Origin of the sequence: Tabrizicola sp. (genome assembly GCF_051645465.1) — a bacterium.
Lineage (GTDB): Bacteria > Pseudomonadota > Alphaproteobacteria > Rhodobacterales > Rhodobacteraceae > Tabrizicola.
The window spans coordinates 30,127-43,120 of record NZ_JBOFBI010000170.1; the positions used below are offsets into that span (position 1 = coordinate 30,127).

The window sequence follows — 12,994 nt, forward strand, 5'->3', positions numbered from 1 at the left end:
CAGTGGCGGCGGGCGGCCTGTCCAACAAGGAAAACCCCCCGGAGGTGCCGGGACTTCCGCTACCCAATGCAACGGGTCCCCCGATTTGGTTCGCCCTGCGGTTGATTGCGCGCTACGTTCATCGGACGCACGGCAATGCCACAGAACAAGGGAGCCCGGAATGATCAGATCACTTGCGGTGGCGACGCTTTTGGCCACGACCACGCCAGGGCTCGCGCAGGACCTTGCATCCCACGACAACCGCATCGACCTCATGCGCTCGGACGCACCAGAGCTGGCGAAGCCGGGGCCATTCACCGTGGGCGTCCAGACGCTGGAGGTGGTGAACCCCGATCAGCTGGACATCGTGAACGTCACCGGACCGGACGTGATGCCGCGCTATGACCGTCCGCTGACGCTGGAGGTCTGGTATCCCGCGGCGGCGCCAAAGCCCGAGGCTCCGCAGGCCTACGAAAACGTACTCATCCGCGACGGCAAGCGCACCGTCGCGCTATACGGCGCGGCCGTCCGCGATGCCTCGCCGGATGCGGCGGGTGGCCCCTATCCCCTGATCCTGATCTCGCATGGCTATCCGGGGAACCGGTTCCTGATGGCTCACCTGGGCGAGAACCTGGCCAGCAAAGGCTATGTCACGGTGTCGATTGACCATACCGACAGTACCTATGACAACCAGCTCGCCTTCGGCAGCACGCTGGTGAACCGCCCGCTGGATCAGCTCTTCGTCCTGAACCAGATCGACACTCTGTCCAAGACCGAAGGATCGTTCCTAAACGGCTTGGTGGATGCCGGGAACACCGGACTGATCGGCTATTCGATGGGCGGCTATGGCGCGGTGATCCTTGCGGGCGGCGGCGTGACCGAGGCGAGCACCGCCTATGACTGGGGCGCCCCAGCGGGGACGCTCAAGGTCCATCAGGACGGCACCGAAACCCAACGCGCGCTGCCCGATCCGCGCATCAAGGCGATGGTGGCCTTTGCCCCTTGGGGCCGCAATACCGACTTCTGGGATGCGGCCGGGCTGGCCAACATCCGCACGCCGATCATGTTCATCGCGGGCGACAAGGACGACGTGTCGCTCTACGAAGGCGGTACCCGCACGATCTTTGAAGAGGCGGTGAATACCGACCGCTACCTCCTCACCTTCATCGGAGCCAACCACAACGCCGGTGCCCCAATGCCCGCCCCGATCGAAGCATGGGAACCTGCCGAGGGCCTGGATTTCATCCCCGCCGAGCACTACACCGATGCGGTCTGGGACAACGTCCGGATGAACAATATCTCCCAGCACTTCGTCACGGCCTATTTCGGCAAGATGCTGAAAGCCGACACGGGCATGGACCGCTATCTAAACCTGGTCGAGCTGGCCGAAGATGGCGTGGTCGACCGCGACGATGCGGGCACTCCGGGGCCTGCCGACACCTACTGGGCAGGCTTCCCCTTGCGCAGCGCAATCGGCCTTCGGCTGGAGCATCGCACGGCACCATAAGGCGGAGCAGCACAAGGGCGGCGACCATTGGCCGCCGCCCTGATCTTTCCGGAAGTTACTGCACGACCATCGCCGACTCGCCCGGCCAGCGGATGTCGTAGCCGAACTCGACCACCTGCTTGCCGCCTGCGGGCAATACGAAGGTCCAGTTCCGCACGCCGCGCTTGCCTTCAAGGTCCACGACCGAGGGTTCTGGATTGGCGTAGGTGGTGATCTCCAGATCCTCCTGCTCGCTGAAGGGGATGCGGTCGTAGAGGGTTACCGGAATGGAGTAGGTCAGAACGCTTTCGACGCTAAGTTTGAACCGTTCGACCCGCTGGTTGGTGGTGCCGATCAGACCGAAATCGCCGTCGGTTTTTTCAAGAACGTGGCGGGTGACCGAGAGCCCGTCCAATACGCCGAAGGGCAGGACGACCTCTTTTCCAGCCACGACGAGGGGCAGGTTGGTTTCGCCGACAAAGGTGCCATCGCGGAAGACCGAGGCACGGCCTGGCAGCAAAGGTCCGCTGAAGGAATTCGTCACGGCGGCATAAAGATAGGCGCTCGGGTCAAATTCGGGGGTCGCCCGGGCGAGCAGACCGGCCTTGAGCTTACCGCTGTCAATGGCCAGCTGCCGGACAGTTCCATCACCTGCAACGTCGGCGGCGGCGGGGAGTTGGAACACCACGGTCTGGCCTTGCAGCTGGGCGACAGCGTTCACCAGACCGGCACCGAAAACTTCGCCCCCGGCGTCGGCTCCGCCCAGGATCGCTTCTTGAGCGGCGTTCAGCTCCGCCGGCGCTTCTGGCTCTGGCGCCATGGCGTTGGGAAACTTGTCGAGATCACCCAGCATAGAGGTCGCGGCATTGCCGGGATCATAGAGAACCGCCTGGACCGAGCCCAGCTCAGGCGCATCCATCCGACCGGATGGCCGGGCGGTCGACAGCATCAGCGCGACATCAGACCAATCCTCGCCGGTGTACTGCGAGACGCGGGCGTGCCGTTCGACCAGAAGCACGGCAGCTTCGCCTTGGTCGAGGCGCAGGTCATAGACCGGCTCCCAGCCCGCATTCGCAACCTGGTAGGTGATCTGCAACGTTCCCTCGATCGGGACGGACGACGTCAGCTCGACAGTCGCGATCGAGCGTTCGGGCGGCGGCAGCACGGTTGCGTTCAGCTCTTCCTGTTTCTTGTAAAGGTCTTCCTGCAGGTCTTCGGCCTTCCGCAGGTTGGTGGCGATCTTCTCTTCGGTCAGGACAATGGTCCGCAGCGCAGCGCCCGTTTCGCTGGTCAGAAGGCCGATCGCTTGCACCCAGGTCTCGGGCCCTGCCCGCTGGTATTCGACATCGTCGACCATCATCTGCGGCTCACGGGCCATCAGCATCCCGGCAAAACGCTGACGAGTCTGCGCCGCTTCGATGTCGGCCTGGAACAGGCGGTTCTCGGTTTCGATGGCGCGCAGCTGGGCCTCCAGAGCCTCGATCTCGCCCTCGATGCGGGTCTTCAGGGGGTTGTCCTCGTCCGCAACCGGCGGAAGGCGGTCGATCCGGTGATCGACCGAGACGATTGAGAAGGCGGCATTGCCCTCTCCGGCGACGCGCAGGCTGGCCGTGTCGAAATCAAACGGCAGGTCGTCGATGATGATCTGGTTGTCGCCTGCAGGTGCCGAAAAGCGCACGCTGCGTGTGACGAGGGCACCTTGCGGATAGACGATCGCCGCCGTGACTTGGCTGGTTGCATCGATGTCTTCGGCGAAGGTCGGGCCGGTCAGAATGAGCAGGGCAATGGCAGAGCAGGACGTCCTTAGCATTTTGATCCTCATCGGTTCGGGTTCAATACTGGGACGCAGTCTGCACAGAAACCCTTGGTGTGATAGGCGATTTGTAGTTTGGCGGTGGTAGGGAATTGCCTGCCAGCCGAGAGGCGTGCTTGGGACCTGCGCGCTTCAGTTTTGCCCTTTGTGTTTCTGAGGGGCACGCAATCGGTTCTGTGGCGTGGCTTTGGAAATATCTTGCCCGCGACGGCCATAGTCCTCTGCCACCGCATGATTGCCAAGCTGCGTGGGGATCGCTCTAGATGTGGAACCTCCAGAGGTTGTCCATGGGAAGATCAAGGCGGCTGATCGGCGGCTTTGAGTTTATGCTGCCGTGCGGGCGGTGCCAATTGTATATGTGTGTCCATTCCGGCAGGTGGGCTTTGCGCTGGTCCGAGGTGTCGTGGGCGCGGGCATAGGCCCATTCGCGCAAGGCGGTCTGGATGAACCTTTCGGCCTTTCCGTTTGTCTTGGGTGTGTAGGGTTTGGTGCGGATGTGCTTCAGGCCCAGGTCCTTGCAGGCGGCCGCGAAGGCGAAGGATTTGTAGCACGATCCGTTGTCGGTCATGACGCGGGTCACGGTGATGCCCAGGCTTTCGTAATAGGCCAAGGCGGCGCGCAGGCATGCGATGGCGCTGACCGCCTTCTCGTCGGGATGGATGCCGGTCACGGCGATGCGGGATGCGTCGTCGATGGCGATGTGGACAAATTCCCAGCCCAGGCCCCGGCTGTTGCTCTGGCCTGTCCGGTCACCTGTGATGCGGTGGCCAACCCGTTCAAAACGCCCAAGCTTCTTGATGTCGAGATGGATCAGGCCGCCGGGCTCCTTGTAGGTATAGCGCACCACCGGCCCAGGCGGGGCCAGGTCCTTCAACCGCGACAACCCGGCGCGGCGCAACACCCGACTGACGGTGGCGGGCGAGACGCCGGTCAGCTCGGCGATGTGCCGCCCGCAGAGGCGCTGGCGGCGGTGCGTGATGATGCGCTGCGCCACCGCCTCTGCGGTCTGGGCCGGGATCAGCTGGGGTCGCGAGGAACGGTCCCGCATGCCATCCCGTCCCTCGGCTGCATAACGCGCCGTCCAGCGGCTCACGATCTTGGCCGAAACCCCGAAATTCCGCGCAGCCTGGGCTTTGGACAGCCCACCGGAAAGGACGCCCCGCGCCATCTCCTCTCGACGAAAGGGGGTAAGACGGGCATTCTTGTGGATGTTCATTCGGAGCGCTCCTGAAGGCGGGATGTGTGGTAACTCCAGCCTCCCTGATCCGCCCCGAATGGACAACCTGATGAAAGCTCACATCTAGAGCGGGATGAGTCTTGGCGGAACCTGCAGCGGCAGCGCCACGCCTGGAAGTCCTCCTCGTTCGACTTCGTCTCCTCGTCGGAGAAACACAGCGAGGAGTGACGAAGTCATCGACGAGCGATCCTGCGCGGACAGAAGTGCGACAATCCGATTCTGCCAGTCCGCATCCCGCTCTAAGCTCGTGATAGACATTGGGGTCGGGCTCGCCAGCCGCCGCACACTCCGCTTCAAGGCGCTCTTGGATTGCTGGCGCCTCGTCCAGGCGGTTCGACATGTGCAGCGTCTGGGCGATCATCCATTTGGCGATGCGGACCTGCGTCGCAACGCCTTGTCTTTCGTGGGCAGCAAGCGCCAGTTGGAAGTGCTCTGGCGAGAGGACGACGACCAACCTCTACCATACGTCACCGAAAGCCTTAACGCTTCCTGAACGCCCCCCAGCCAACCCATTGGAATCCCTTGCGGCCCCCAAGCGTAACTCAGCGTTACGCTCTCAGATATCCAGCGTGGTCTCCGTCTCCCAGGTCGAGAAATGCGAGCAGTAGCTCGTCCATTCCTGATGCTTCAACTTCAGGTAGGCCTGCGAAAACTCCTCCCCCATCATCGCCTTCAGCGTCTTGTCCCGATCATACTCCCTGAGCGCATCGAGGAGGTTCAACGGCAGCTTCGGCGCCCCCTTCACCGTATGCCCGTGCTGGTACATGTCGATATCATACCGCCGCCCCGGATCGGCCTTGGTCCGCACCCCATCCAACCCCGCCGCGATGATCACCGCCTGCAGCAGATACGGGTTCGCCGCCCCATCCGGCAGCCTGAGCTCGAACCGCCCCGGCCCCGGCACGCGGACCATGTGGGTCCGGTTGTTCCCCGTCCAGGTCACCGTATTCGGCGCCCATGTGGCCCCTGATGTCGTCCGGGGAGCATTGATCCGCTTGTAGCTGTTCACCGTCGGATTGGTGATCGCCGCCAAAGCGGAGGCATGTTTCATGATCCCGCCCAGAAAGTTCCGCCCCCGGTCCGAAAGCCCCAGCTCCGCCTTCTTGTCCGCGAAAGCGTTGGTCTTCCCATCCATCGACCAGACCGAGATATGCGCATGGCACCCCGACCCCGTCAGCCCCTTGAACGGCTTCGGCATGAAGGTCGCGCGGAAGCCGTGCTTCTCGGCCACCGACTTGACCATGAACTTGAAGAACGAATGCTTGTCCGCCGTCTGGAGAGCATCATCATACTTCCAGTTCATCTCGAACTGGCCGATCGCGTCTTCATGGTCGTTCTGGTAGGGCTCCCAACCCATCTCCAGCATGTAGTCGCAGACCTCGCTGATGACGTCATAACGCCGCATAACCGCTTGCTGGTCGTAGCAGGGCTTTTCCGCCGTGTCGTAGACGTCCGAGACACCGGTCCCATCCGCGTTCAGGATGAAGAACTCCGGCTCCACCCCCGTCTTGACCCGCAACCCGTCCTTCGCCGCCTCGGCAATCAGCTTCTCCAGCACGTTCCGCGGAGCCTGATCGACAAGCTTCTCCTCCATCGTCGCCCGCGCCGCGACCCAGGCCACGTCCTTCTTCCACGGGAGTTGAATGACGCTCTCCGGGTCAGGCACCGCCATCAGGTCGGGGTGGGCGGGCGTCAGGTCCAGCCAGGTCGCGAACCCGGCAAACCCGGCGCCATCCACCGCCATGTCATTGATCGCCTGCGTCGGCACCAGCTTCGCCCGCTGACCACCGAAGAGGTCAGTGTAGGAAATCATGAAATACTTGACGCCTTTTTCCTTGGCCCATTTGGCAAGGTCTTTCGCCATCACTGTCACTCCCTGTTCGTCTTTTATTGTCTCAGAACCCGCCGTTGCGGCCGGGTATCCAGTTCGTCCCCGCAATCGGTACACCGGCCATTGCTGCCGCCTCAATCGTCAGCGCGCAAAGGTCCTCCGGCTCCAGATTGTGCAGGTGATTCTTGCCGCAGGCACGGGCAATCGTCTGCGCCTCCAGCGTCATCACCTTGAGGTAATTCTTCAACCGCCGCCCGCCCAGAACCGGATCGAACCGCTTGTAAAGCTCCGGATCCTGAGTGGTGATCCCCGCCGGATCGCGGCCTTCGTGCCAGTCGTCATAAGCGTCCGCCGTGGTGCCGAGCTTCTGGTATTCCTCTTCCCACTTCGGGTCGTTGTCCCCCAGCGCGATCAGCGCCGCCGTCCCGATGGCCACCGCATCCGCGCCCAAAGCCATCGCCTTGGCCACATCCGCGCCCGACCTGATCCCGCCCGACACGATGAGCTGAACCTTCCGATGCATCCCCAGATCCTGCAGCGCCTTCACCGCCTGCGGGATACAGGCCAGGATCGGCATCCCCACATGCTCGATGAACACATCCTGCGTCGCCGCCGTGCCGCCCTGCATCCCGTCCAGCACCACAACATCCGCCCCGGCCTTCACCGCCAGCGCCGTATCATAGTAAGGCCGCGCGCCGCCGACCTTCACATAGATCGGCTTCTCCCAGTCCGTGATCTCGCGCAACTCCATGATCTTGATCTCAAGGTCGTCCGGCCCCGTCCAGTCCGGATGCCGACAGGCCGAGCGCTGGTCGATCCCTTTCGGCAGGTTGCGCATGTTGGCCACACGGTCGGAGATCTTCTGCCCCAGCAGCATCCCCCCGCCACCGGGCTTCGCGCCCTGGCCGACGACAATCTCGATGGCATCCGCACGACGGAGGTCATCGGGGTTCATCCCATAGCGGCTGGGCAGATACTGATAGACCAGTGTCTTCGAATGGCCGCGCTCTTCTTCCGTCATACCCCCGTCGCCAGTGGTGGTGGAGGTCCCGGCCGCCGACGCCCCCCGCCCCAAGGCCTCCTTTGCCGGCCCGGACAAGGCCCCAAAAGACATCCCCGCGATGGTCACCGGAATATCCAGATGGATCGGCTTCTTCGCATGCCGCGTCCCGAGCCAAACATCCGTCGCGCATTTCTCGCGGTAGCCCTCCAGAGGATACCGCGAAATGGACGCCCCCAGAAACAGCAGATCATCGAAATGCGGCAGATGCCGCTTCGTCCCGCCGCCGCGGATATCGTAGATGCCGGATGCAGCCGCGCGGCGGATTTCGGCGTTCACCGCCGGGGTGAAGGTGGCCGAAAAGCGGGGCGGGGTCTTGGGGCATTCGGTCATTCGTCACCTTCTCGAACGGCTGGGGTCGGGCAAGAGTTTTCGAAAACTCTTGCAAATCTTTTCGAAAAGATTTGCGGCGCGCGGGACAAGAGGTCGCGCATCAGTAGGCCGACGCGTTGTCGATGTTGAAATTGTACAGCTTCCGGGCCGAACCATAACGCCGGAACTCTTCCGGCTTCGCTTTCCCATCCGCCTCGCCGCGCTTCAAGAGGTCAGCCAGAAGGGCGATATGCTCCGGACGCATCTCCTTTTCGATGCAGTCCGCCCCCAGCGACTTCACCCTGCCCCGCACGAACAACCGCGCTTCATAGAGCGAGTCACCCAACGCCTCGCCCGCATTCCCAAGCACGACGACATTCCCCGACTGCGCCATGAAGCAGGACATATGGCCGATGTTGCCATGCACCACGATGTCGATCCCCTTCATCGAAATGCCGCACCGCGACGAAGCATTGCCCTTGATGACCAACAGCCCCCCGCGCCCTGTGGCCCCCGCATACTGCGACGCATCTCCGTCAACGATCACCGTGCCGGACATCATGTTCTCCGCCACGCCCGGCCCGGCCGAGCCCTTGATCCGGATCGTCGCCTGCTTGTTCATCCCCGCGCAGTAATACCCCGTGGACCCCCGCACCGTGATATCCACCGGCGCATCCACCCCGGCGGCAATCGCATGCGCGCCCTTGGGATTGATCACCTCCCACGCTGTCATGTTGGTCTGCCCCTTCAGCGCATGCAGCGCCGAGTTGAGCGCCCGCAGACCCTGCGCCCCCAGATCGAAACTTTGCATTCAACGCTCCCAGAAATAGACCGTGGCGGGCTCGGGCTCCCAGACGCGGGCCTGCTCGATCCCCGGCAGGTTCACCAGCGCGCGGTATTCCGACCCGAAGGCCACGTAGTTATCCGTTTCGGCCATCACCGCTGGCTTGCAGGCGATGGGGTCGCGCACCACGCCGAAGCCGTTCTTGGTGCCGACGACAAAGGTGAAGAACCCGTCAAGATCGGTGAGCGTCGCCTCCAGCGCCTCCCCCAGCGCCTCGCCTTCCTTCAGCTTGTGGCTGATGAAGGCCGCAGCGACCTCGGTGTCGTTCTCGGTCTCGAAGGTCATGCCCTGACGCTTCAGTTCGCGCCGCACGCCGTTGTGGTTGGAAAGCGAGCCGTTGTGGACAAGGCACTGGTCCGACCCCGTAGAAAACGGGTGTGCGCCCATGGTCGTAACTGCGGATTCGGTGGCCATCCTTGTATGGCCGATCCCGTGAGTCCCTTTCATCTTCGCCACGTCAAAGCGCCGCGCCACGTCCTTCGGCAGGCCGACTTCCTTGAAGATCTCGATCGAGTCGCCCACGCTCATCACCTTCACCTCAGGCCGAAGATGCGCCAGCGCCGACCGCGCCGCGTCAAGCTGCGCCAGCGGCACTTCCAGTACGGCATGGGTGCTTTTCACCAGCATGGCGACCGGCTGGCCGATGGCCGAATGCAGATCGCCGTCCAGGTCCTTGAAGTCACGTTCAGGATGCGCCGACTGTACCGTGATCTTGCCCAGACCATCCCTCGCCCCCGAATAAATGGCGATCCCGGCCGAGTCCGGCCCCCGGTCGGTCATGGTGATCAGCATGTCCGTCAGCATGGCCCCAAGCTTCGGCTCCAGCTTCGGGTCCTTCAGGAAAAGCCCAACGATGCCACACATGGATTCGTCTCCTTCGACTGGTTGCGATGACGCTAGCACCGACCTTTACGGCTATCAACTGGAGAGAAACTTTTTTCACTTCACGGGAAATACGCTGCCCAAAGATCAGGCAGATGCGGTTTTTCTTGACAGAATGTCGCAGGTGCCTTTCCCTTAAGAAAACAATTTTGCCGCTTGGGGAAACGACGCCGGGGCCGCGTCTTGCGGCAAATAGAAGCAAAGGCCCGTGGGAGGGAACTCGTGGAAGACCTTAATCAGCGGATTGAGGCGATGCACCGACGCGACGTGCAAGTGGCATGGGCGTTCGTGATCGGCCTCTGGTGCGCCATGATCTTCGTGGCAATAGCCACTTGGGACCTGGCCCCGAGCGGAGGCGCGCGAGTGCTCCTTCTGATCAGCGGGGCGGTGATCCTGATCTTCAACACCGCCGCTATCCTCGCGATGCTGCGGCACTACCGCGAAGATCGGGACTTCATGTACGGCCTCGACATCAAGTTCCTCGACGAAGCGCGCGGAGGGAAATGACGATGGCACATTACGAACCCCCGAAGCAGAATATGGTCGGCCAGCTGATCGACGTGATCGTGCTGGTCGTCCTGACCGTCGGCGCGCTCTTCGTGCCTGTGTGGCTGAAGATTGCCGGTGCGGCCAAGTCCGTCGCTACCCCCGTCGCAAACCCGACGTGGGAGACCCTCGGCCAGACCGAGGCGCAGTCGGCCAAGTACGAGGCCCTCGGCTACACGCCCGAGACAGCCCATGACCTGATCCTCGCACGCTTCGACTACAGCTTCTCTGTCGGCGCCCTCCTGGCGATGATTGCGGTCATCGTCCTCTACTACGTGCTGATCCTGCGGTTTTCCGATGTGGAATACCGCGAGGTCATTTCCGAAAAGTTCGGCAAGGAATAGGGGGCCGCGATGGAGCTTTGGAACTATCTCGAATACGCGGCCTGGGGGCTTTCGGCAGCCTTCGGCCTGCACATGGTGCTGGATTGGCTGAAGACCGACAGCAGCTATTCCGAAGACGTGCTGACCTCATCCCGCGAAGGCGAGCTTGAGGCCATGGCCGAAGAGCACAAGGGGTGACGTCATGACCGATACCGACATCACCTCGAAAACCATGGACGGCATAGGCCCGCACGGCACCAAGGTCGGCCTCCTCCGCGTCCTTGGCCCGGCGCATGTCTGGGCATTGGGCGTGGGCATCGTCCTTGTGGGCGAATACATGGGCTGGAACTTCGCCGTCGGCAAAGGCGGCGCCTATGCCGCGCTCATCGCCTGCTGGTTCGCCGGCATCCTCTACACCTGCGTCGCCATGATCGATAGCGAGGTCACCTCCACCGTCGCCTCGGCCGGGGGCCAATACACCCAGGCCAAGCACATCGTCGGCCCGCTCATGGCCTTCAACGTCGGCCTCTACCTCGTCTTCGCCTATACGATGCTTGAGGCGGGGAATGCGATCACGGCGGGCTATCTCTTCTCCGTCGTGGCCACGATGTCGGGGCACGAGGCGGCGCTGGACCAGCGGCCCTTCATCATCCTCGTCATCATGTTCCTGGCCTGGCTGAACTACCGCGGAGTGCTGGCGACACTGGTCTTCAACCTCGTCATCACCGCCATCGCCTTCGTCGCGATCCTTGTCCTCTTCGTTGCCACCTCCGGCATCGTCGGCGGCGGGATCATGGAACACGCGGCCCTCTTCGAAGGCCACGAACTGCCCTACGGCTGGATCGGCATCCTTGCCGCGATGCACTTCGGCCTCTGGTTCTACCTTGGCATCGAAGGCACGACGCAAGCGGCCGAGGAAGTCCGCTCCCCCGCCCGCGCGCTGCCGTTCGGCACGCTGACCGGGATCATGACCCTCCTCATCGCGGCCACGCTCACCTGGTACATCTGCACCGGTGTACTGCCGTATGAGTTCCTCGGCGACGGCGTCAACGGATCGGTGGCACCCCTCTTCGACACCGCGCGGCTCGCCGGGTCGAACGGCCTCGTCTGGCTTCTGGGCTTCGGCACCCTCTTCGCCACCCTCGCATCCGCCAACGGCTGCATCAACGACGCGTCCCGCGCCTGGTTCGCCATGGGCCGCGACAAATACCTGCCCGGCTGGTTCGGCGCGGTCCACCCGAAGTACCGCACCCCCTACCGGTCGATCGTGTTCCTGGTTCCCATCGCGCTCATCTTCGCTCTCGGCGCACCTTTGGACCAGGTGATCACCTTCTCGATCCTCTCTGGTCTCCTCGGCTATACCTTCATGCCGCTGAACATCATCATGTTCCGCCGCAAATGGCCCCTGAACTCGATCAAGCGGGGCTACGAACACCCGTTCCACCCCCTGCCCGCAATCACGCTTCTCACCCTCTGCGGCGTGACCTTCTTCGCGGTGTTCCTCGGCTACGGCACGCAGCTGATCGCGATGATCGGCTTCTACATCGTCGCCTCGCTCTGGTTCCACTTCTGGCGTTACCGCTTCGTGAACCGGGGCGCCCAGTTCACCATGCCCTGGCCAAAGCCGCAGGGCTATTGAAAGCGCGGCCCGCCCCGAAACGGGCGGGCCCATTCCCATGTCGCCTCTGATCCCTCTCGCCGCCGCAGTCGCTGCCCTTGGCCTCTGGCTTGCGGTCCGCCTTGTCCGCGAGGCGCGGGGCCGGTCCATTGCCCGGGCAGCCTATTTCGACGCCGTGAAGCCCCTCTTCACCGATCGCCAAATCCGCATCGAGCCAACCGGCTTTCCCCGCCTTGCCGGCAACCGCGGGCGCCTTGCCTTCGACCTTCAGGCCATTCCCGATACGCTGGCCTTCCGCAAACTCCCGGCACTCTGGGTCCTCGTCACCCTCACCGAACCCATGCCACTGAAAGCCACCGTCGATCTCATGGCCCGCCCGTCCGGTGGCGAACCCTTCAGCCGCTTTCCCGGCCTTCCCCAGTCCCTTCCAACCCCGCCCAGCCTCCCCGTCCATGTGGCCATCCGCACCGATGACGCCAGTCAGGTCCTGCCCGAGACCGTCATCCTTCGCCACGCCGACCTCTTCCTGGACCCAGCCGTCAAGGAACTCGTCCTGTCGCCCAAGGGCCTCCGCATAGTGATCCTGGCCGAGGAAGCCGACCGCGGCCGCTACCTCATCTTCCGTGACGCCGAGCTTGGCATGACCCCCCTTGACCGGGCGCGACTGTCGCCGCTTCTTGGCAGGCTCAGTTCGATCCGCGAGAATATCCTCGCCCTTGCGAAAGCCCCGACATGAAGCAACCCCCGCACCCCTATGGCGTCCTCGCCGTGGCACTGGTCCTGCCCGGCATGGGCCAAGTCCTGAACCGCCAGCCGGTCAGGGGTCTGATCTTCGTCTGCTTTGCCGTGCTGCTTGGCGCCTTCACCCTGAAGACCGCAGCCCCGGACGTCTCCTTTGTGGGCAAACTGTCAGGCGCGCTTTTCGTCTGGGCCATGGCAGTCTTCGACGCCTACAAGACCGCCCGAATCCGCCACGAAGTCTGGAAGCGCCAGGAAAACGCTCCTCGATGACTTCGTCACTCGTCGCAGCCGACCCCGCGAGGAGAAGTCGAAGACGAACGAC

Annotated in this window: 13 protein-coding genes; 7 read left to right on the forward strand and 6 right to left on the reverse strand. The window is 63.2% G+C overall.

What is annotated here, in order from left to right; all coding sequences use genetic code 11:
* Positions 1-160 precede the first annotated feature (160 nt).
* Positions 161-1,486 carry an alpha/beta hydrolase family protein gene (locus ACRCSW_RS10875; protein WP_438704990.1) on the forward strand — a complete coding sequence of 442 codons (1,326 nt, stop codon included), beginning with the start codon at positions 161-163 and terminating at the stop codon, positions 1,484-1,486.
* 55 nt (positions 1,487-1,541) lie between these two features.
* Here the strand turns inward: ACRCSW_RS10875 and ACRCSW_RS10880 are convergent, their stop codons facing one another.
* From ACRCSW_RS10880 to ACRCSW_RS10905, 6 genes are all read right to left on the reverse strand, one after another.
* Complete coding sequence (locus ACRCSW_RS10880) at positions 1,542-3,275, reverse strand: mucoidy inhibitor MuiA family protein (RefSeq protein ID WP_438704992.1); 1,734 nt, start codon at positions 3,273-3,275, stop codon at positions 1,542-1,544.
* 262 nt (positions 3,276-3,537) lie between these two features.
* On the reverse strand, positions 3,538-4,494 hold the full coding sequence (locus ACRCSW_RS10885; protein WP_438704994.1) for an IS481 family transposase: 957 nt from the start codon (positions 4,492-4,494) through the stop codon (positions 3,538-3,540).
* A gap of 577 nt (positions 4,495-5,071) precedes the next feature.
* Complete coding sequence (glnT, locus tag ACRCSW_RS10890) at positions 5,072-6,379, reverse strand: type III glutamate--ammonia ligase (RefSeq protein WP_438704996.1); 1,308 nt, start codon at positions 6,377-6,379, stop codon at positions 5,072-5,074.
* A gap of 31 nt (positions 6,380-6,410) precedes the next feature.
* On the reverse strand, positions 6,411-7,739 hold the full coding sequence (locus tag ACRCSW_RS10895) for an FMN-binding glutamate synthase family protein (protein WP_438704997.1): 1,329 nt from the start codon (positions 7,737-7,739) through the stop codon (positions 6,411-6,413).
* Between the two features lie 100 nt (positions 7,740-7,839).
* The gene (locus ACRCSW_RS10900; RefSeq protein WP_438704998.1) at positions 7,840-8,529 is read right to left on the reverse strand and encodes a protein GlxC; all 690 of its coding nucleotides are present in this window, start codon (positions 8,527-8,529) and stop codon (positions 7,840-7,842) included.
* The gene (locus ACRCSW_RS10905) at positions 8,530-9,426 is read right to left on the reverse strand and encodes a class II glutamine amidotransferase (protein ID WP_438704999.1); all 897 of its coding nucleotides are present in this window, start codon (positions 9,424-9,426) and stop codon (positions 8,530-8,532) included.
* Positions 9,427-9,696: 270 nt separating this feature from the next.
* Here ACRCSW_RS10905 and ACRCSW_RS10910 point away from each other — a divergent pair, with 270 nt between their 5' ends.
* The 6 genes from ACRCSW_RS10910 to ACRCSW_RS10935 are packed head-to-tail and all read left to right on the forward strand — an operon-like array spanning position 9,697 to position 12,942.
* Positions 9,697-9,951 (forward strand): hypothetical protein, encoded by a 255-nt coding sequence (locus tag ACRCSW_RS10910; RefSeq protein WP_438705000.1) that lies wholly within the window; start codon positions 9,697-9,699, stop codon positions 9,949-9,951.
* Positions 9,952-9,953: 2 nt separating this feature from the next.
* Entirely contained in the window at positions 9,954-10,334 is a 381-nt protein-coding gene (locus tag ACRCSW_RS10915; protein WP_438705001.1) for a hypothetical protein, read from the forward strand.
* Positions 10,335-10,343: 9 nt separating this feature from the next.
* The gene (locus ACRCSW_RS10920; protein ID WP_438705002.1) at positions 10,344-10,511 is read left to right on the forward strand and encodes a hypothetical protein; all 168 of its coding nucleotides are present in this window, start codon (positions 10,344-10,346) and stop codon (positions 10,509-10,511) included.
* Positions 10,512-10,515: 4 nt separating this feature from the next.
* Positions 10,516-11,952: an APC family permease gene (locus ACRCSW_RS10925; RefSeq protein ID WP_438705003.1), complete on the forward strand. Its 1,437-nt coding sequence runs from the start codon at positions 10,516-10,518 to the stop codon at positions 11,950-11,952.
* A 37-nt stretch (positions 11,953-11,989) separates the two neighbouring features.
* Entirely contained in the window at positions 11,990-12,667 is a 678-nt protein-coding gene (locus ACRCSW_RS10930; protein ID WP_438705004.1) for a hypothetical protein, read from the forward strand.
* Positions 12,664-12,942 carry a hypothetical protein gene (locus tag ACRCSW_RS10935; RefSeq protein ID WP_438705005.1) on the forward strand — a complete coding sequence of 93 codons (279 nt, stop codon included), beginning with the start codon at positions 12,664-12,666 and terminating at the stop codon, positions 12,940-12,942. The genes ACRCSW_RS10930 and ACRCSW_RS10935 overlap by 4 nt, the downstream gene beginning before the upstream one ends.
* Positions 12,943-12,994 lie beyond the last annotated feature (52 nt).

Excerpts from the sequence above, each read along its gene's own strand:
- ACRCSW_RS10925 (WP_438705003.1), top strand. The coding sequence starts at position 10,516 with ATGACCGATACCGACATCACCTCGAAAACCATGGACGGCATAGGCCCG.
- ACRCSW_RS10895 (WP_438704997.1), bottom strand. The coding sequence starts at position 7,739 with ATGACCGAATGCCCCAAGACCCCGCCCCGCTTTTCGGCCACCTTCACC.
- ACRCSW_RS10930 (WP_438705004.1), top strand. The coding sequence starts at position 11,990 with ATGTCGCCTCTGATCCCTCTCGCCGCCGCAGTCGCTGCCCTTGGCCTC.
- ACRCSW_RS10875 (WP_438704990.1), top strand. The coding sequence starts at position 161 with ATGATCAGATCACTTGCGGTGGCGACGCTTTTGGCCACGACCACGCCA.
- ACRCSW_RS10885 (WP_438704994.1), bottom strand. The coding sequence starts at position 4,494 with ATGAACATCCACAAGAATGCCCGTCTTACCCCCTTTCGTCGAGAGGAG.
- ACRCSW_RS10880 (WP_438704992.1), bottom strand. The coding sequence starts at position 3,275 with ATGCTAAGGACGTCCTGCTCTGCCATTGCCCTGCTCATTCTGACCGGC.
- ACRCSW_RS10905 (WP_438704999.1), bottom strand. The coding sequence starts at position 9,426 with ATGTGTGGCATCGTTGGGCTTTTCCTGAAGGACCCGAAGCTGGAGCCG.
- ACRCSW_RS10920 (WP_438705002.1), top strand. The coding sequence starts at position 10,344 with ATGGAGCTTTGGAACTATCTCGAATACGCGGCCTGGGGGCTTTCGGCA.
- ACRCSW_RS10915 (WP_438705001.1), top strand. The coding sequence starts at position 9,954 with ATGGCACATTACGAACCCCCGAAGCAGAATATGGTCGGCCAGCTGATC.
- ACRCSW_RS10910 (WP_438705000.1), top strand. The coding sequence starts at position 9,697 with ATGCACCGACGCGACGTGCAAGTGGCATGGGCGTTCGTGATCGGCCTC.
- glnT (WP_438704996.1), bottom strand. The coding sequence starts at position 6,379 with ATGGCGAAAGACCTTGCCAAATGGGCCAAGGAAAAAGGCGTCAAGTAT.
- ACRCSW_RS10935 (WP_438705005.1), top strand. The coding sequence starts at position 12,664 with ATGAAGCAACCCCCGCACCCCTATGGCGTCCTCGCCGTGGCACTGGTC.
- ACRCSW_RS10900 (WP_438704998.1), bottom strand. The coding sequence starts at position 8,529 with ATGCAAAGTTTCGATCTGGGGGCGCAGGGTCTGCGGGCGCTCAACTCG.